We start from the raw sequence: 16569 nt of genomic DNA on the forward strand, positions 1-16569 counted from the left end.
GGGGGAGACCGGCGTCAGAGGACGTGCAGGACGTCCGCGACGGCCCGGCGGGGCGTGCCCGGGCCCTGAGGGCCGTAGCCGAGCCGGACGACCATCTGGACGTGACCCGTGCCCGCGACCGGGTTCCGGGCCGGCCACCGCAGCTCGGGCCACTCCAGGAGCTGGGAGGTCATGGACGTGGCCAGACCGTCGGCGGTGGCCTGCAACAGGACGCGCTCCAGGGCCTGTCCGGCGCGCAGCCAGTCGGTGGGCGCGTCCCCGGCGGTGCCGAGCAGGACCAACTGCGGGCGCTCCTCGAAGGCGGCCCGGTCGCGGCCGGCCACCGGCCTGGCCCGGCCGAAGTCCCGTACGGTCGCGGTCCCGCCCGTGCCGCGCGGGCCGAAGGCAGCGGCCGGGATGCCGTCACGGCGCGGCCTCGCGCCTGCGCCCCCGCCACCCGCACCCGCACCCGCACCCGCACCGGCCGCACTTGCGGCGGTGTGCGCGGACCCGGCGGTGTCGTACGTCCAAGCGGCCGTCTCGGCCCGCACGCCGGGATCGACCTCCTCGCGCTGCTCCGCGTCGCGGACCAGTCCGAGCAGGGTGTCGACGTGCCACGGGTCCGGCACCTCCAAGCGGCAGCCCTCCAGTAGGGCGGCCGCCCGCAGGCCGTCCAGCAGCGCGGTCGGCACGGGCTCGTCGCCGAAGGGGAAGCGGCTCGTGTGGCGCCTGCGCAGCGCGGGGTACAGGTCTGCCAGGTCCCGGTCATCGCCGACGGGCTCGGTGAACCCGACCTCGGCGAGCAGCCAGGGGTCGGAGGCGTCCGGAAGCAGGCGCACGACGGCCTGCAGGCCGTGGTGGGCGGCGGAGACGCGCAGGTTGAACAAGGCCGCCGCGCAGCCGACATGGAGGGCGCGGTGGTCCGGGTCCGCCCGGTGCATGGCCCGGCGGGGGTCCCCGTACAGCTCGATGGTGCCGGTGGCCCGGCGGAAAACGAACTTCCAGGGCTGCGCGTTGTGCATCGAGGGCGCGGTGACGGAGTCGCCGACGAACAGGGCGGCTTCTGCGGAGCCGATCAGTGGTGCGGTCACGGGACTGCTCCTGTCGTGTCGGATGGTGCGCTGTACCCAGGTTCCGTCGCGCGCCCGCGCCCGCGGGAGGGGCCGAGCGGCCCAACCCGGGACCGGTCGGCCCTGGCGTACCGGCCCCGGGAGTGCTTCCATGAAAGTGCGGAGAGAGCCCATTTACTGAGGATGCGGAGAAGCGGCCTCGTGCCGTGCACCACACAATCGGGTTCCGCGAGAAGCGGGCGGGCTCTTTCCGCCCTTTCCTGCGCGGCTTTCCCGTGCGGCTTCCTGCGTCAGTCCTTTCGCGTGGGAACACCGCGGGCGCGGGCGCGCCGCCCACTACGCCGTCGCCTGCGGCTCACCACGCCATCGCGCTGCGGCTGCCGGTGTCATCGATCCGCGCGGTGACGTGCGAGACCACGGCCACGACCCCCTCGATGCGTTCGGCCAGGCTCCGCAGGACCGTCAGCTGGCTCTGCCGCTCCACACGGCCCTCCAGGGCGACGACCCCGTGGGCCACGTCGACCTCCACGGCGCCGGAGGGCAGGCACAGGGTCCCGTCCACCACCTCCGTCACGACGCGGCGGCGGATCTCCGCATCCGGCCGCAGGAACAGGCGCAGCAGGTCCCGTCGGGTGACGATGCCGACCAGGCGGTCCTCGACGTCCACGACGGGCAGCCGTTCCACCCCGCGGCGGACCATCAGCCGGGCGGCGCCGGCCGCCGGCTCGTCCGCGCGGACGGTCACCGCGGGGACGGACATCACCTCGGCCGCAGTGGCCGGCCCGGCCGCCCCACCGGGGACGTGCTCCTCCGGCGGGAGGTGCGCGAGCAGGTCCGTCCGGGAGATCACCCCGAGGACACGGTCCTCGTCGTCGAGGACCGGGAGCCCGGTGATGTCGTGCTCCTCAAGGAGGCCCACGACGTGCTCGAAGGCCGTTCCGGGAGCCGCGCAGACGACCTCGTCGGTCATCAGGTCCGCCACCTTGATCTGTCTCATGAGGCCCTCCTCGCCCTCCTGTCCTCGCGCACCTCGTCTCCCTGGTGTGCGCGGCTACGCAGCCCACGATCCGGCGGGCGGGCAGCGCGATCGAGGGCCGAACGGTCCTCTTCCGGGCCCGGGCGGCCCTCCCGCGTCCGGCAGCTCGCGCCGGACGGGTCGGGAGGTGGGTCCTCTGCTGGACGCACGGACGGGAAAGGGGCCCCGGTCCGGGCTACGGTGAAGGAGCCGGTGCCCTTCCTGCCGGAGCCGGCGGCTGGAGGTGGTCCATGGGCGGCGCCGACGGCCCGGCGGCTCCCCGGAGCAGGATCCCGGGACTGCGGCTGGACGAACTGCTCGACGAGCTCCAATCCCGCATCGACGAGGTCAGGGGGACCCGGGACAGGCTCCACGGGCTCCTGGAGGCCGTGATGTCGGTCGGCCGGGAACTGGACCTGCCGCAGGTGTTGCGCGGCATCGTCGAGGCCGCCGTCGTCCTCGTGGACGCCGAGTACGGGGCCCTCGGCGTGATCGGCGGCGACAAGAGGCTCGCCGAGTTCCTCCCCGTCGGGGTCAGCGACGAACTGCGGGCCCGCATCGGCGCCCTGCCGTCCGGCCACGGCATCCTCGGCGAGCTCATCCGGCACCCCGAGCCGCTGCGGCTGTCCGAGCTGTCCGCGCACCCCGCCTCGTACGGCTTCCCGCCCCACCACCCGCCGATGCACTCCTTCCTGGGGGTCCCGATCCGGGTCCGCGAGGAGGTCTTCGGGAACCTGTACCTCACCGAGAAGCGGGGCGGGGCCGAGTTCGACGCGGAGGACGAGGCCGTGCTCTCCACGCTGGCCGTCGCCGCCGGCATCGCCATCGAGAACGCCCGCCTCTTCGAGGAGGTACGGCTGCGCGAGCGCTGGCTGGAGGCCGGCTCCGACATCACCAGCGGCCTGCTGTCCGGAGCCCCCGAGGACGACGTCCTGGAGGGCATGCTGGAGCGGGCCAAGGACATCACCGGCGCCGACCTGGGCGTCCTCTACCTCCTGGGCCCGGCAGGGGACGTGCGCGACTCGCTCGCCCTCGGGGAGGGCGCCGGGGCACACCGCGGGACCGTCCTGCCCGGCACCGCGGGCACCCTCGCGGCGGCGGCGCTGGCCGGGGAGGGCCTCGTCGGCGTCGCGGACGCAGAGACGGACGGACGCATCACCGTGCAGCCGGAGCACTGGAAGGGCTTCGGCCCGGTCGTGGCCGTGACCGCCGGCACGGAGGAGAAGCTCAGCGGAGTCCTCGTACTGGCCCGGCTCCGCGGTCGCCCGGGCTTCGCGGCCGCCGAGGTCGCCGCTCTGCCCGGGTTCGCCGGACAGGCGGCCCTCGCCCTGGAGCTCGCCGGGCGGCGGCGGGACGCCGAGCAGCTGAGCCTGCTGGAGGACCACGACCGCATCGCCCGCGACCTGCACGACCTGGCGATCCAGCGGCTCTTCGCCACCGGCATGACCCTGCAGAGCGCCCAACGGTTCGTCGACCACCCCGAGGCGTCCGAGCGGCTGGCGCGGGCGGTGGACGACCTCGACGCCACCATCAAGATCATCCGATCGACGATCTTCGGCCTCCGGGAAGGGGAGGCCGGAGCCGCGGGCGCGGGGTCCGGCGGCCGGGCCGGGCCGGGCGCGCCGCGCAAGCTGCGCCTGGGCCTGGTCACGGCGGTGGACGAGGCCGCGCGGGTCCTCGGCTTCACCCCGGCGCTGCGCATGGAGGGGCTCATCGACACGGATGTGCCGCCCGGCGTGGCCGAGGAGGTCCTCGCGGTGGTCGGGGAGGCCCTGACCAACGTGGCCCGGCACGCCCGCGCCACCGCGGCGGAAGTCGCGGTCGCCCTGGCCGGCGGCGTCCTCACCGTCACGGTGACCGACGACGGCGTCGGCCTGCCGGAAGCGGGCGGGCGGGGCCGCCGCAGCGGGCTGCGCAACCTCGCCGAACGCGCCGAGCGGCTCGGCGGCCGCATGACGGCGGCCTCCCGCCCCGACCACCACGGCACCCGCCTCCACTGGGAGGTCCCGGTCACGCCCCCCTGACCCCGGCCGGTCGGTCACAGGCCGGGACGGGCACGCGACCGGGCCCGCTCCGTCGGGCGCCGGTACCGCGGGCCGCCGTGCGGGCGGCACCGCGGGCGTCAGTGGGCCGGGGGCCCGGCCTCGTGCTCGCGGACCTCGGCCGCGATCACGGCCGCCTGCACGCGGCGCTCCACGCCAAGCTTGCCCAGCAAGCGGGAGATGTGGTTCTTGACCGTCTTCTCGGACAGGTAGAGCCGCTTGGCGATCTGCCGGTTGGTGAGGCCCTCGCCGATCAGCTCCAGCACGGCCCGCTCCCGCTCCGACAGGGCCGCCAGCCGGGGGTCCGCCGGCTCCTCCGGCTCCGGGCCGCGCAGCGAGCGCATCAGGCGCGCCGTGGTCGCCGGATCCAGCATGGACTGCCCGCCGGCCACCGTCCGTACCGCCGAGAGCAGATCGGAGCCGTTGATCTGCTTGAGCACGTACCCGGCCGCCCCGGCCATGATGGCGTCGAGCAGTGCCTCCTCGTCGTCGAAGGAGGTCAGCATCAGGCAGGCGATGCCCGGCATGCGCGAGCGCAGTTCCCGGCAGACGGTGATGCCGTCGCCGTCGGGCAGCCGTACGTCGAGCACGGCGACGTCGGGGCGCAGCGCCGGGCCGCGGGCCAGTGCCTGCTCGGCCGTGGCGGCGTCGCCCACGACGGTGATGTCCGGCTCGGCGTCGAGGAGGTCGTACAGCCCGCGCCGCACCACCTCGTGGTCGTCGACGACGAACACCCTGATGGCCTCCGGTGCCGGTGCGCCGGCAGCCTCGGGTGCGGGTGCCTCCGGTTCGTGGGATGCGTCGGCCATGTTCTCGCCCCTGCCCTGTTCGGGCCGGTCCTTGCTCCGTGCCCGATGAGTGCATTGTCCCAGGACGGCACCCCCGCGGCCGTTACCGGAGGCCCCGTGGCGCCCGGCGCGCCGCAGTGGCACGCTCGATCCGGCCGGTCCGCGACCCGCGCCCCGGGTCCGAGGCTTCAGGGAGGCAAGGGATGAGCGGCGCCGCCGACCCCGGGCTCTACGGGCCCGCGTCCGTCAGGTGGCAGTGTCACGGCGATCCGGTCATGTGGATCGCAGGGGTGCGCGCACTGTGGCTCCAAGCCCTGCACCCACGCGCCGTGCGCGCCGTTCTGGCCAATTCCGACTTCCGCAACGACGCCTGGGGGCGGCTGCTGCGCACCGCCGACTTCGTCGGCACCGTCACCTACGGCACCACCGAGGCCGCCGAAGCCGCCGGTGCCCGGGTCCGCAGGATCCACCGGGCGCTGTCCGCCACGGACCCCGCCACCGGAGAGCGGTTCGGCGTGGACGACCCCGACCTGCTGCTGTGGGTGCACTGCGCCCAGATCGACAGCTTCCTGCACGTCCTGCGCCGCTCCGGCGTCCCGCTCACCCCCGCCCAGGCCGACCGCTACGTCGACGAGAACCGGGTGAGCGCCCGCCTCGTCGGTCTCGACCCCGGGGCCGTACCCGCGGACACGCGCGGCCTCGCCGCCTATTTCGAGCAGGTCCGGCCGGTGCTCGCCGCCGGTCCCGACGCCCGCGCCGTGGACGACTTCCTGCGCGACCCGCCCGTCCCCGCCCTCTTCCGCCCTGGCCGAAAACTGCTGTGGCGCCCCCTCGCCGCGCTCGCGTACGGCACCCTGCCCGGACACGCGCACCGGCTGTACGGGAGGCCCGCGCCGCCCGCGCGGACCGTAACGCGGCGCCTGCGTCTCACCGGTACCCTGCTGCGCAGCATTCCCGCAGGTCTGCGCTGGCAGCTGCCTCCAGGTCACATCTTGAACGCGATGCGGCGCATGGGCCCCGGGAGCCGTCCCTCGGCGTACACACTGCGTACATCAGCGGCCATACTTGACCGGCCGGGGAGGGCGTAGGACGTAGCACGACAACGGGGGCGGCTTTAAGACATGGCGGAGTCCAGACTGATCCAGGGCCGGTACCGGTCACTCGATCTGATCGGGCGCGGCGGCATGGGCGAAGTGTGGCGCGCGCGGGACGAGTCCCTCGGCCGGCACGTCGCGGTCAAATGTCTCAAACCGCTCGGTGCCGAACGGGACAACCACTTCACCCAGGTCCTGCGCGAGCGCTTCCGCCGCGAGGCCCGCGTCGCCGCCTCCCTCCAGCACCGCGGGGTCACCGTCATCCACGACTTCGGCGACGACAGCGCCGCCGGGGGCCCGCTCTACCTGGTCATGGAGCTCCTCGACGGCCGCAACCTCAGCCAGCTCATGGAGGAGAACCAGGCGCGGCCGCTCCCCGTCGACGTGGTCGTCGACATCGCCGAGCAGCTGGCCGCCGCCCTCGGCTACACCCACGCCCAGGGAGTCGTGCACCGCGACCTCAAGCCCGCCAACATCATGCGGCTCACCGACGGCACGGTGAAGATCTGCGACTTCGGCATCGCGCGCCTCGCCCACGACATCGGTTTCACCGCGAAGCTGACCGGCGGCGGCATGGCCATGGGCACCCCGCACTACATGTCGCCCGAGCAGATCGCCGGCGGCGAGCTCGACCACCGCAGTGACCTGTACTCCCTCGGCTGCGTCCTGTACGAGATCGCCACGGGGGCCCCGCCGTTCGACCTCGGCGACTCCTGGTCGGTGCTGGTCGGGCACCGGGACAACGCGCCCGTGCCGCCGCGCCGCCACCGGCCGGAGCTGCCCGAGTACTTCGAGCAGGTCGTCCTGGACCTGCTGGCCAAGTGCCCCGACGACCGGCCCGACGACGCCCGCGACCTGCACCGCCGGCTCGTGGAGGACCGCCTCCGCGCCGGCATGTCGTCGCCCGACCAGGCCCCGCCGCTACCCGCCTGGGCGCAGGGCATGACCGCGGGCCGCAAGGCGGGCCTCGACGCCCGCCCGGCGAGCGGCGAATGGGCCGTGCTGACCGGCTCGTGGACGGCGGCACGCCCGAGCGGCGGGCACCGGATCCTGCGCCCGGCCGCATCGGAGGACCCGCGGCTCACCGCACCCTACGGCGTGCCGCGCGCCACCGTCTTCGACGGCTCCGGCCCCGGCACCGCCACCGGTATCGGGATCGGCACGGGGCTCGACGCGCTCGGAGCCGACGGCTTCGACTCCGACACCGGATCCGCCGCCGCGCTGGCCGTCGGCAACGCCCGGGCGTTCGCCCTCAGCCGGGCCGGCCGCCCCGAGGAGGCGCTGGCCACGTACGAGGCCGTCGCGCACGGCCGCACCCGGCTCCTCGGCGCGGACCACCCCGACACCCTGGCCGCGCGCCAGGAGGCGGCGTACGAGTTGGGCCGGCTCGGCCGCCACCAGGAGGCGTTCGACGTGTACAGGGCGGTGCTCGTCGCCCGCGAGCGCAGCATGGGCCCGCTCCACCGCGACACCCTGCACTGCCGCCACAACCTGGCCTGCGCGCTCGGGGCGCTGGGCCGGCACGCCGAAGCCCACCACACGGCCGCGGAGACCGCCGCCGACCGGGCGGTAGTCCTGGGCGCCGAGCACCCGGACACGCTGCTGACCCGGTACGAGGCGGCCTACGCGCTGGGCCGCCTCGAACGCTGGGAGGAAGCCCTGGAAGGCTTCCGCGAGGTGGCCGCGGCCCGGGAACGGGTGATCGGCCGCGACCATCCCGACACCCTCGCCGCCCGCTACGAGGTCGGTATCGCGCTCGGCCGCACCGGCCGTCCCGCCCAGGCCCTGGACCTGTTCCGGGGCCTGGTCCGCGACCGCACCCGGGCGTACGGCGCCGCCGACCCCGAGACGCTCCGCGCCCGACACGTCCTCGGCGTCAACCTGGGCCGGCTCGACCGCTGGGAGGAGGCGGTGGAGGAGGCCCGGCAGGTCGCCGCGGTCCGGTCGCGGGCGCTCGGCGCCGAACACCCCGACACCCTGGTCAGCCTCCGCGAGCTGGCCGTCGGCCTCGGCCGACTGGGGCGCTGGGACGAGGCGCTGCCCCTCTACCGGGAGATCTCCGGTGTCCGCGAGCGCTCCCTCGGCGACGGCCACCCGGACACGGTCGCGGCCCACGCCGACGAGGCGCACTGTCTGGAGCGGCTCGCCCAGGTGTGCTACCAAGAGCCATGACGACCTTCGGGCGGGACGCACACGGCGACGGCGGCAACGGCGACGACGGCGGCGACGGTGGTGGTCCCCGCCGGGACGTGTACGACGACGTGATCGTGGGCGGCGGGCACAACGGCCTGGTCGCCGCCGCCTACTTGGCCCGGGCGGGCCGTTCGGTGCTGGTCCTCGAACGCCTCGGCCGCACCGGCGGGGCCGCGGTCTCCACCCGCCCCTTCGCGGGGGTCGACGCCCGCCTGTCGCGCTACTCCTACCTCGTCTCGCTCCTCCCCGCCAAGATCGTGCGCGATCTGGGGCTGGACTTCGCGGTCCGCCGGCGCGCGGTCTCCTCGTACACGCCCGTCGAACGCGGCGGCCGCCACGGCGGGCTGCTCGTCGGCGCCGACGAGGCCCGCACCCGGGAGTCCTTCGCGCGGCTGACCGGCTCCGACCGGGAGTACGACAACTGGCGGGCCTTCTACGGGACGGTCCGGCAGGTCGCCGGGAAGGTCTTCCCCACCCTGACCGAGCCGCTGCCCACCCGGGCGGAGCTGCGGGCCAGGGTCGGCGACGAGACGGCCTGGCGGATGCTGTTCGAGGAGCCCCTCGGGCGGGCGGTCGAGGGTCACTTCGACGACGACCTGGTGCGGGGCGTGGTCCTCACCGACGGCCTCATCGGCACCTTCGCCGACGCGCACGACCCCTCCCTCACGCAGAACCGCTGCTTCCTGTACCACGTCATCGGCGGCGGCACCGGTGACTGGGACGTCCCCGTCGGCGGCATGGGCGCCCTGACCGATGCGCTGGCCGGGGCCGCGCGGGCCGCCGGGGCGCAGATCGCGACCGGGCACGAGGTCCTGCGCATCGACACGGACGGCACCGGGACCGAACCCGCCGAGGTGGTCTTCCGTACGGCGACGGGCGAGGGCCGGGTCGCCGCGCGCACGGTGCTGGTCAACGCCTCCCCCCGGGCACTGGCCGAACTCCTCGGCCAGGAGCCGCCGTCGCCGCCCGCCGAGGGCGCCCAGCTGAAGGTGAACATGCTGCTGCGGCGGCTGCCGAGGCTGCGCGACACCTCCGTGGACCCCCGCGAGGCCTTCGGCGGCACCTTCCACATTGCCGAGGGCTACGCCGAGCTGGCGCGGGCCCACGCCGAGGCCGCCGCCGGGGAACTGCCCTCCGTACCGCCCTCGGAGATCTACTGCCATTCGCTGACCGACCCGACGATCCTCGGCCCGGAGCTGGTCGAGCAGGGCTACCAGACACTGACGCTGTTCGGCCTGCACACGCCGGCGCGGCTGTTCGAGAAGGACAACCGGGGCACGCGGGAAGTGCTGCTGACCGCCACCCTCGCCCAACTCGACGCGCACCTCGCCGAGCCGATCACCGACTGCCTCGCCTTCGATGCGGACGGCCGGCCCTGCATCGAGGCCAAGACCCCGCTCGACCTGGAGCGCGAACTACGCCTGCCCGGAGGGCACATCTTCCACCGGGACCTGTCCTGGCCCTACCGGGACGGGGACGGAGGTGGGGACGGAGACGGGTCGGCCGGTGCCGGGTCCGCCGTCGCCGGGTTCGGTTCGGGGCGGTGGGGCGTGGAAACCCCGTACCCGGGCGTCCTGCTGTGCGGGGCGGGCGCCGTGCGCGGCGGCGGGGTCAGCGGGGTCCCCGGCCACAACGCCGCGATGGCGGCGCTGGGGCACTGAGACGCGGGGGGCGCGGGGTGCGCCGCTGTCCTTACCGTTCCTGCGCGGGGGCGGCCGTCGGTTCGATGACCACGATCGGGATCTCGCGCTCGGTGCTGCGCTGGTAGTCGTCGTACGCGGGCCAGTGCCCCACCATGACCGGCCAGTAAGCGGCGCGTTCCTCGGGCGTGGCCGTGCGGGCCCTGCCCTGCATGATCTCGGGGCCGACCTGGATGCGCACCTCGGGGTGGGCGACCAGGTTCCGGTACCAGAGCGGGTGTTCGGCGGAGCCGCCCCGGGACGCGACGACGAGGTAGGCGCCGTCGGCCTCCCCGTAGATGAGCGGGGTCCGCACCGGGTGGCCGGAGACCCGGCCGAGAGTGGTGAGGAGGAGGGTCTGGGTGCCCCTCCAGAACTGGCCCTCGGTGCCCTTCGACCCGACGTACAGCTTGACGTGGTCGAGCTGCCAGCCCGGCCGGGGGTCCTTCGGGTCGTCCCAGTCGATGTCCTTGATCGTCATGCGGTCCTGCCTGCTTTCGCTGCGGGGGTGGCCGTGGATCGACATCGACGTCAACGGCGGCCGGGGCGGTCTTATGCCGGGACCGCCGTCCCCGGAAGGGTGAAGCCGTCGAACAGGTCGTCCACCGCCCGCTGGCGGACGCGCTCCGGGACGGCCCGGACCGCGAGGTCTCGGGCGGCCACCGCGAGGGGGTGGGTCAGCGCGGCCATCCGGCCCGCGCGCCAGGCCCGGACCCGGATCGCGTCGGTACGGGCGCACCGGGCCGCGCTGTAGGCGGCGAGCGCTTCGGGGACGCCGGCCTCCGTCCCGCCCGCCGCGTCGAGGAGGTGGGCCAGGACGACGGCGTCCTCGACGGCCTGGCAGCCGCCCTGGCCGAGGTTGGGGGTCATGGCGTGCGCGGCGTCGCCGAGCCAGGCGATCCGGCCGTGGTGGAAGCGGGGGAGGGGGGCCGCGAGGTCGTACAGGTCGTGCTGGAGGACGGCCGCCGGGTCGATCCGGTCGATCAGCGCCGGGACGGGGTCGTGCCAGGTGCCGTAGCGGTGCAGGAGCTCGGCGCGGACGTCCGCGGGCCGGTACCCCTCGGGGACGACGGCGGTGGCGTACAGGTACAGGCCGCCGTCGCCGAGGGGGACGATGCCGAAGCGTTCGCCGCGGCCCCAGGTTTCGGCGGTGGCCGGCCGGGGCGGCTGCCCGGCCCCCACCGCGGAGGGGACGTCGCCGGCCGGCAGTACGGTGCGCCAGGCGGTCTCCCCGCTGTACCGCAGGCCGGGGTGGCCGGGGAAGTACTGGCGGCGCAGGGAGCTGTGGATGCCGTCGGCGGCGAGGACCACGTCGGCGCTCAGCTCGCCGGCGGTGGTGCGGACCAGCGGGGAGCCGTCGGGGCTGTCGATCCCCGTGACGGCGGCCCCGTACCGGACCGCCTCCGCGGGGAGTTCGGCGGCCAGCCCGGCTGCGAGGGCCGGGCGGTACACGGCGAGCGGGGGCCGGCCGTAGCGGGCCGCCATGGCGGCGGTGTCGGCGCGGCTGAGCCAACGGCCGCCCTGCCGGCGCAGCCCCATCGCGGCCGGGACGGCCCGTCCGGCGGCCCGCCCCGCGTCGAAGCCGATGGTGTCGAAGGCGCGCAGGGCGTTGGGGGCGAGGACGATCCCCGCGCCGGCGGCGGACGGCCCCGGGGCCCGCTCGCACACGGTGACCCGCCAGCCGCGGCGGTGCAGGGCCACCGCAGCCGTGAGCCCGCCGATTCCCGCACCCGCCACGACCGCATGACGTTGGGGCATGCCCGTCCTCCCAGTCCGTGCGCCACGACCGACGCCCCTCCCTCTACATCCGTAGAGGACCTGCGGCCCACTCTACAGCTGTAGAGTGGGGGGATGTCCAGCCCTGACTCCGGCCGCTCCGCCGCAAGCCCCGCACCCCGCACCGGTGCCGCGGACCGCAGAACGCTGATCGCGGACACCGCGATCGAGCTGGTGGCCACCGCCGGCCTGCGCGGCCTGACCCACCGGGCCGTCGACGGCGCGGCGCAGCTGCCGCCCGGCAGCACCTCGTACTACTTCCGCACCCGGACCGCGCTGATCGGGGCCTGCTACCAGCGGCTCGCCGAACTGGACCTGGCGGACTACGGGCACGGCGACCGCCCCGAGCCGACGAGCCGGGACGCGGTCGCCGCGGCTGGCGCCGCGCTCCTGCACCGGTGGCTGACCACCGGGCGGTCCCGGCAACTGGCCCGCTTCGAACTCAGCCTGGAAGCCGCCCGCAACCCCGAACTGGAACCGGAGTTCGAGCGCGCCGGCCGGACCGTCCGCGCCTGGGCCGCCGGGATCCTCGGCGAACTGGGCGCGCAGCGACCCCAAGAAGCAGCCGAACTCCTGGTCGCCTGGACCGACGGACTCCTCTACGACCGGCTCGTCGGCGCCCTCGCCCGCTCCCGACCGGTCCCCGACCAGGCCGAACTGGCCGCCGTCACACGCCGGATGCTCGACGCCGTCCTCGCCTGACCCTCCGGCGCCCTAAGATCGGGGCGTGATCGCCGAATTGCAGTGCGTGGCGCTGGACTGCCCCGATCCGCTCGCCCTGGCCGGGTTCTACCGGTCCGTGCTGGGCGGCACCGTCAACCGGCCCGACCCGCGGTGGTCGGTCGACGAGGACTGGGCGACGCTGCACACCCCGTCCGGAACCGTCCTCGCCTTCCAGCGGGTGGCCGACCACCGGCCGCCGCGCTGGCCCGACCCCGCCCACCCCCAACAGTTCCACATGGACTTCGGGGTGCCCGACCTGGACCGGGCCCAGGAGCAGGTCCTGGCCGCCGGAGCGACCCTGCTCGACGCCCGCCCCGGCACCGACGACCGGCGCGTGTACGCGGACCCGGCGGGCCACCCGTTCTGCCTCGTCCGCCACTGACCCGCCCGCCCGGGGCGCCCCACGCCCCACCGCCGCGCCACCGCACGCATGCCGTGCGCCCCCTCGTGCGACGCGAACTCGCTCTGGTGGCGCTGCCGCGGCATCTCCTACCATCGGAACAGCGGGTGGGGGAGGGGGGCGTGCATGGCGGCACGAGTCGGGCGGCTGGAACGCTTCGTGGCCTGGGTGCTGCGCAACGCCGATGTCGTGGTCGCCCTGTGCGTCGCCATGGGCGTCGGCTTCCTGGAGATCTTCGGTGACGTCGTGAGCGACGACGTCTCCTCCGGAGCCACCCTCGTCGTCCTCGGCCTGCTCGCCACCGGGTCGATCGTGGAGCGCGTACGCCGGCCCGCCGCCATCCAGGAGGCGATGAGCGGCACCCGGCGGGCCCTGGAGGACCTCGCCATGGTGCGCTCGCTGTCCGGCAACGAGGTCGGCGAGGCCCTGCGCAGGGCCCGCCAGCACACCAACCTCTGGTACTTCAAAGGCGGCACCGGCACCTACCTGCGGGCGGTCACCCTGCCCCTGTGCGTGGCCGCGGCCAAGGAACAGCGGTCCCAGCTCAACATGAAGATCGACATCGTCAACCCGGCCGACGAGCGCGCCTGCGCCGCGTACGCCCGGTTCCGGCAGATGTTCGGCGGGCAGCGCCGCGGCGACGAACCGTGGACCACCGACCGGGTCCGCCGGGAGTCGTACGCGACCGTCCTCGCCGCCTGCTGGTACCAGCGGCAACTGACCACGCTGGAGATCAGCGTGCACCTCTCGGCCGCCGTGCCCACCCTGCGCTTCGACCTGTCCGAAACCTGCCTCGTCATCACCCAGGACGACCAGTCCAGGGTGAACCTGCTCGTGGAGCGGGGGCAGCCGCTCTACGACTACTACGTCACCGAGCTGCACCAGAGCCGGGAGCAGGCCACCGTCCTCGACCTGCGCGTCGCCTCGCCGCTCAGCCAGGAGCCCACCGTCGACGAGGTGCGCTCCCTCTTCGACGAACTGCGGCTCCCGCTCCCGCGCGTCTTCACCGACAGCGACATCGGCAAGATCATCGAGAAGGCCCTGCACGCGGAGGACCCCTACAGGAGGTGAGGCGCTCCGGCGCGCCCCATGGACCACGAGCTCGAAAGGACACTCGTCACCCTGGAGGAAATAGCCGCCGGGGAAAGGGAGTTACGGGCGGTTCGGCACCCCCTCGGATTCCTCTGCCTCCCCCTGCTGAGAGAGGACCCCCGCGGCGTCTGCGTGCACCTCTTCGAGGCCGGCGACCGCGCCGAACCGGGCGCCTCCTCCCTGCACGCCCACAGCTGGGAACTGCGCAGCCGCGTACTGTACGGGCGGGTGGCCAACCTCCCCGTACGCACGCACCCCGTCCGCGACGGCGCGGACGGCGCCACCCACCGCGTGTTCGAGGTGCACAGCGGCAACGACGGCGTCGACGAGATCCGGCCCACCTCCCTCCTCGTCCGCAGCGAGCTCGGCGCCGCCCACATCACCTCCCAGGGCGAGACCTACACCCTGGCCGCAGGCGAGTTCCACGCCACCGCCCTGGAGGGCCCCGGACCCGCCGCCACCCTGGTCCACGGGCTGTCCGTGCCCGGACAGGTCGACCTCTCGCTCGGGCCGGTCGACGGCCGCGCGCGCCGCACGACCCGCCGGCTGTGCGACACCGAACTCACCGTGCGCAGCGTCCATGCCGTCCTCAGGAGGATCCATGCCGAACAGCGGGCTGCCTGACTTCGACCACGAACGGCAGGTCGCCGTCGCCGCGGCGGAGGAGGCCGGCGGCCTGCTGCGCAGCCGCTTCGGCAGGGCGCGCTGCCTGCGGACCAAGGGCGACACCGGGGACGTCCAGGTGGACCTCGACCTCGCCGCCGAGGAACTCGTACTCGGCCGGATCCAGCACCACTTCCCGCACGACCGGATCCTCTCCGAGGAAGCGGGGCTCCTCGGTGCCGCGGGCGAACGCACCTGGCTCGTCGACCCGCTGGACGGCAGCAACAACGTCGCGATCGGCCTGCCCGCGTTCGTGGTCGGCATCGGCCTGTGCCTCGGGAGCAACCCGGTGATGGGCGTCGTGCACGAGCCGGTCACCGGGGAGACCTGGCACGCGGTCAAGGGGCACGGCGCGCACGGGACGACCGGAACGCTGCCCGGCCCCCGCCCCATCCTGCCGCGCCCCGGGCCCGTCGTCGCCTGGACCCAGGGGTATGCCGTGGCCCGCGGCGACGCGACTGCGACCGCCCTGCGCGGGGCGCTGGAACTGAGCTGCCGGCGCGTCCTGCAACTGTGGGCGCCGCTGCTCGGATGGAGCCTGCTGGCGCGCGGCACGATCGACGCCTTCGTCGGCTACCGCGCCGAGGGCGTGGACCTGCCCACCGGGGCGCTGCTCGCGGCCGAGGCGGGAGTGGAGCTGCGCACCCTGGCCGGTGCGGAGTTCCGGCCGGGCTTCGCCGGGGACGACACCGGGCGCAGCTTCGTGGCCGGGCGCGGCGGAACCCTCGCCTACCTGCTGCGGGAGGTGGGGGCCGCGGTGGAACGGGCGGCCGGGTGACCGTGCCGCCCGGTACGTCCGGTGCGTCCGGTGCGCCGGGTGCGCCGGGTGGCCCCCTGCGTCGCGGGCGGGCGGCGTCCTAGGCGGTGGCCGCCAGGGCCACCGTTGCCGCCAGCGTGCCCGAGACCGCCAGCACCAGTCCCGTACCGAGGAAGCGGCCCAGGTCGATCCGCGTGCCGTGCCAGCGGCACCGCTCGAACCACAGCAGGGTGGCCAGCGAGGCCCACGGCGTGACGACCGGGCCCACGTTGACACCGATCAGCTGGGCGAGCAGCTGGTGGTGGTTGGCCTCGGGGATCGCCGCCTCGCCCGCCATGTAGGCCGGGAGGTTGTTCAGTATGTTCGAGAAGCCGGCACCGACCGCGGCGGACCTCAGCATTCCCACGGGGCCGTTGTCGGAGCCGATCGCCGTCGCCAGTACCTGCTGCAGCCCGTGGGCGCTGGCCGTCTCCACGACCAGGAACATCCCCGGTACGAGGACGAGGAGCCGCCAGGGGATCAGGGACAGCCGCAACGTCTGCCGGCTGCGGACCGCGAAGGCAGCCACCACGACCAGCGCGGCCGTCAGCGACGCCGCCCACAGCGGCACGTCGGCGAGGATGGCCAGCAAGAACCCGGTGCACGCCACCGCACACACCCGGAACAGGACCCGGTCCGCCGGGCTCGGCGGCAACGGCGGCTCGTAGCGGAGCTCGCCGCGGCGGCCCAGGCGCCAGTAGAAGCCCCACAGACAGGCCATCGTGACCGTTATGGCGGCCAGCTGGGGCGCCCACATGGCGGCGGCCATCTGCGACGGGGCCAGCGCCACCCGGTCCGCGGCCAGCAGGTTCGTCAGGTTCGACACGGGGAGCAGCAGGCTCGCCGTGTTCGCCAGCCAGACCGTGGTCATCGCCAGCGGTACGGACGCGATGCCGACCCGGGTCGCCAGCGCCAGCATGACCGGGGTCAGCAGCACCGCCGTGGTGTCCAGGTTGAGGGTGATGGTGGTGAGGGACGCGAACGCCACGCACAAACCGAACAGGAGCGGGTAGTTCCCCCGGCCGGCGCGCGCCACCCAGGTGGCGACCACGTCGAAGACCTCCGCCTTGCCCGTCAGTTCGGCGAGGACGATGACCGTGGCGAGGAACACCAGCAGCGGGCCGATGCGTTCGACCACGTTCCCGGCGGGGCCGGTGGGGAGCAGGCCCGTGGCAACGCAGAGGACGCCGAGCACGAGCAGCCCGCCGGCGAGCCAGTCGAGTCCATGGAGACGCCTGAGGAGAGACACGGCGAACAGA

General features: G+C 74.7%; 15 protein-coding genes. 9 read left to right on the top strand and 6 right to left on the bottom strand.

Translation table 11 applies throughout. The features are described from left to right. Window positions 1-14: 14 nt before the first annotated feature. Together ACFV7Q_RS02430 and ACFV7Q_RS02435 are read right to left on the bottom strand one after the other, a co-directional pair. Window positions 15-1070 carry a nitroreductase family protein gene (locus ACFV7Q_RS02430; protein WP_385422720.1) on the bottom strand — a complete coding sequence of 352 codons (1056 nt, stop codon included), beginning with the start codon at window positions 1068-1070 and terminating at the stop codon, window positions 15-17. 334 nt (window positions 1071-1404) lie between these two features. Then, window positions 1405-2046 (bottom strand): CBS domain-containing protein, encoded by a 642-nt coding sequence (locus tag ACFV7Q_RS02435; RefSeq protein ID WP_385422722.1) that lies wholly within the window; start codon window positions 2044-2046, stop codon window positions 1405-1407. Between the two features lie 269 nt (window positions 2047-2315). On the opposite strand from ACFV7Q_RS02435, the gene ACFV7Q_RS02440 reads away from it, so the two are divergent. Beyond that, the gene (locus ACFV7Q_RS02440) at window positions 2316-4088 is read left to right on the top strand and encodes a GAF domain-containing protein (RefSeq protein ID WP_385422724.1); all 1773 of its coding nucleotides are present in this window, start codon (window positions 2316-2318) and stop codon (window positions 4086-4088) included. Window positions 4089-4186: 98 nt separating this feature from the next. On the opposite strand, the gene ACFV7Q_RS02445 is transcribed toward ACFV7Q_RS02440, so the two are convergent. Then, window positions 4187-4915, bottom strand: coding sequence for a response regulator (locus tag ACFV7Q_RS02445; protein ID WP_385422726.1), 729 nt, complete (start codon window positions 4913-4915; stop codon window positions 4187-4189). Window positions 4916-5097: 182 nt separating this feature from the next. Between ACFV7Q_RS02445 and ACFV7Q_RS02450 the strand changes: the two genes are divergently transcribed. From ACFV7Q_RS02450 to ACFV7Q_RS02460, 3 genes are all read left to right on the top strand, one after another. Beyond that, window positions 5098-5982 carry an oxygenase MpaB family protein gene (locus ACFV7Q_RS02450; RefSeq protein WP_385422728.1) on the top strand — a complete coding sequence of 295 codons (885 nt, stop codon included), beginning with the start codon at window positions 5098-5100 and terminating at the stop codon, window positions 5980-5982. A 33-nt stretch (window positions 5983-6015) separates the two neighbouring features. Beyond that, a complete protein-coding gene (locus ACFV7Q_RS02455) occupies window positions 6016-8160 on the top strand; it encodes a tetratricopeptide repeat protein (protein WP_385422730.1) in 2145 nt (714 codons plus the stop codon). A gap of 77 nt (window positions 8161-8237) precedes the next feature. Beyond that, window positions 8238-9842 (top strand): phytoene desaturase family protein, encoded by a 1605-nt coding sequence (locus ACFV7Q_RS02460; protein WP_385422879.1) that lies wholly within the window; start codon window positions 8238-8240, stop codon window positions 9840-9842. A gap of 31 nt (window positions 9843-9873) precedes the next feature. Here the strand turns inward: ACFV7Q_RS02460 and ACFV7Q_RS02465 are convergent, their stop codons facing one another. Then, entirely contained in the window at window positions 9874-10341 is a 468-nt protein-coding gene (locus ACFV7Q_RS02465) for a nitroreductase family deazaflavin-dependent oxidoreductase (RefSeq protein WP_385422732.1), read from the bottom strand. Window positions 10342-10412: 71 nt separating this feature from the next. Further along, on the bottom strand, window positions 10413-11618 hold the full coding sequence (locus ACFV7Q_RS02470; RefSeq protein ID WP_385422734.1) for an FAD-dependent monooxygenase: 1206 nt from the start codon (window positions 11616-11618) through the stop codon (window positions 10413-10415). Between the two features lie 93 nt (window positions 11619-11711). Here ACFV7Q_RS02470 and ACFV7Q_RS02475 point away from each other — a divergent pair, with 93 nt between their 5' ends. From ACFV7Q_RS02475 to ACFV7Q_RS02495, 5 genes are all read left to right on the top strand, one after another. After that, window positions 11712-12338 carry a TetR/AcrR family transcriptional regulator gene (locus ACFV7Q_RS02475; RefSeq protein WP_385422736.1) on the top strand — a complete coding sequence of 209 codons (627 nt, stop codon included), beginning with the start codon at window positions 11712-11714 and terminating at the stop codon, window positions 12336-12338. Between the two features lie 25 nt (window positions 12339-12363). Beyond that, the gene (locus tag ACFV7Q_RS02480) at window positions 12364-12741 is read left to right on the top strand and encodes a VOC family protein (protein WP_385422738.1); all 378 of its coding nucleotides are present in this window, start codon (window positions 12364-12366) and stop codon (window positions 12739-12741) included. Between the two features lie 144 nt (window positions 12742-12885). Further along, entirely contained in the window at window positions 12886-13830 is a 945-nt protein-coding gene (locus ACFV7Q_RS02485) for a hypothetical protein (protein ID WP_385422740.1), read from the top strand. Window positions 13831-13848: 18 nt separating this feature from the next. Beyond that, complete coding sequence (locus ACFV7Q_RS02490; RefSeq protein ID WP_385422742.1) at window positions 13849-14475, top strand: hypothetical protein; 627 nt, start codon at window positions 13849-13851, stop codon at window positions 14473-14475. Beyond that, window positions 14453-15292: an inositol monophosphatase family protein gene (locus tag ACFV7Q_RS02495; protein ID WP_385422744.1), complete on the top strand. Its 840-nt coding sequence runs from the start codon at window positions 14453-14455 to the stop codon at window positions 15290-15292. Before ACFV7Q_RS02490 ends, ACFV7Q_RS02495 begins: the two co-directional genes overlap by 23 nt. A gap of 79 nt (window positions 15293-15371) precedes the next feature. On the opposite strand, the gene ACFV7Q_RS02500 is transcribed toward ACFV7Q_RS02495, so the two are convergent. Further along, entirely contained in the window at window positions 15372-16559 is a 1188-nt protein-coding gene (locus ACFV7Q_RS02500; RefSeq protein WP_385422746.1) for an SLC13 family permease, read from the bottom strand. Between the last annotated feature and the right edge of the window lie 10 nt (window positions 16560-16569).

The sequence above is a fragment of the Streptomyces sp. NPDC059851 genome (assembly GCF_042732005.1).
Taxonomy (GTDB): domain Bacteria; phylum Actinomycetota; class Actinomycetes; order Streptomycetales; family Streptomycetaceae; genus Streptomyces.

Bases quoted from the DNA above. Each gene is read 5' to 3' on its own strand.
- ACFV7Q_RS02435 (WP_385422722.1), bottom strand. From the start codon at position 2,046: ATGAGACAGATCAAGGTGGCGGACCTGATGACCGACGAGGTCGTCTGC.
- ACFV7Q_RS02440 (WP_385422724.1), top strand. From the start codon at position 2,316: ATGGGCGGCGCCGACGGCCCGGCGGCTCCCCGGAGCAGGATCCCGGGA.
- ACFV7Q_RS02445 (WP_385422726.1), bottom strand. From the start codon at position 4,915: ATGGCCGACGCATCCCACGAACCGGAGGCACCCGCACCCGAGGCTGCC.
- ACFV7Q_RS02450 (WP_385422728.1), top strand. From the start codon at position 5,098: ATGAGCGGCGCCGCCGACCCCGGGCTCTACGGGCCCGCGTCCGTCAGG.
- ACFV7Q_RS02455 (WP_385422730.1), top strand. From the start codon at position 6,016: ATGGCGGAGTCCAGACTGATCCAGGGCCGGTACCGGTCACTCGATCTG.
- ACFV7Q_RS02465 (WP_385422732.1), bottom strand. From the start codon at position 10,341: ATGACGATCAAGGACATCGACTGGGACGACCCGAAGGACCCCCGGCCG.
- ACFV7Q_RS02470 (WP_385422734.1), bottom strand. From the start codon at position 11,618: ATGCCCCAACGTCATGCGGTCGTGGCGGGTGCGGGAATCGGCGGGCTC.
- ACFV7Q_RS02475 (WP_385422736.1), top strand. From the start codon at position 11,712: ATGTCCAGCCCTGACTCCGGCCGCTCCGCCGCAAGCCCCGCACCCCGC.
- ACFV7Q_RS02485 (WP_385422740.1), top strand. From the start codon at position 12,886: ATGGCGGCACGAGTCGGGCGGCTGGAACGCTTCGTGGCCTGGGTGCTG.
- ACFV7Q_RS02490 (WP_385422742.1), top strand. From the start codon at position 13,849: ATGGACCACGAGCTCGAAAGGACACTCGTCACCCTGGAGGAAATAGCC.
- ACFV7Q_RS02495 (WP_385422744.1), top strand. From the start codon at position 14,453: ATGCCGAACAGCGGGCTGCCTGACTTCGACCACGAACGGCAGGTCGCC.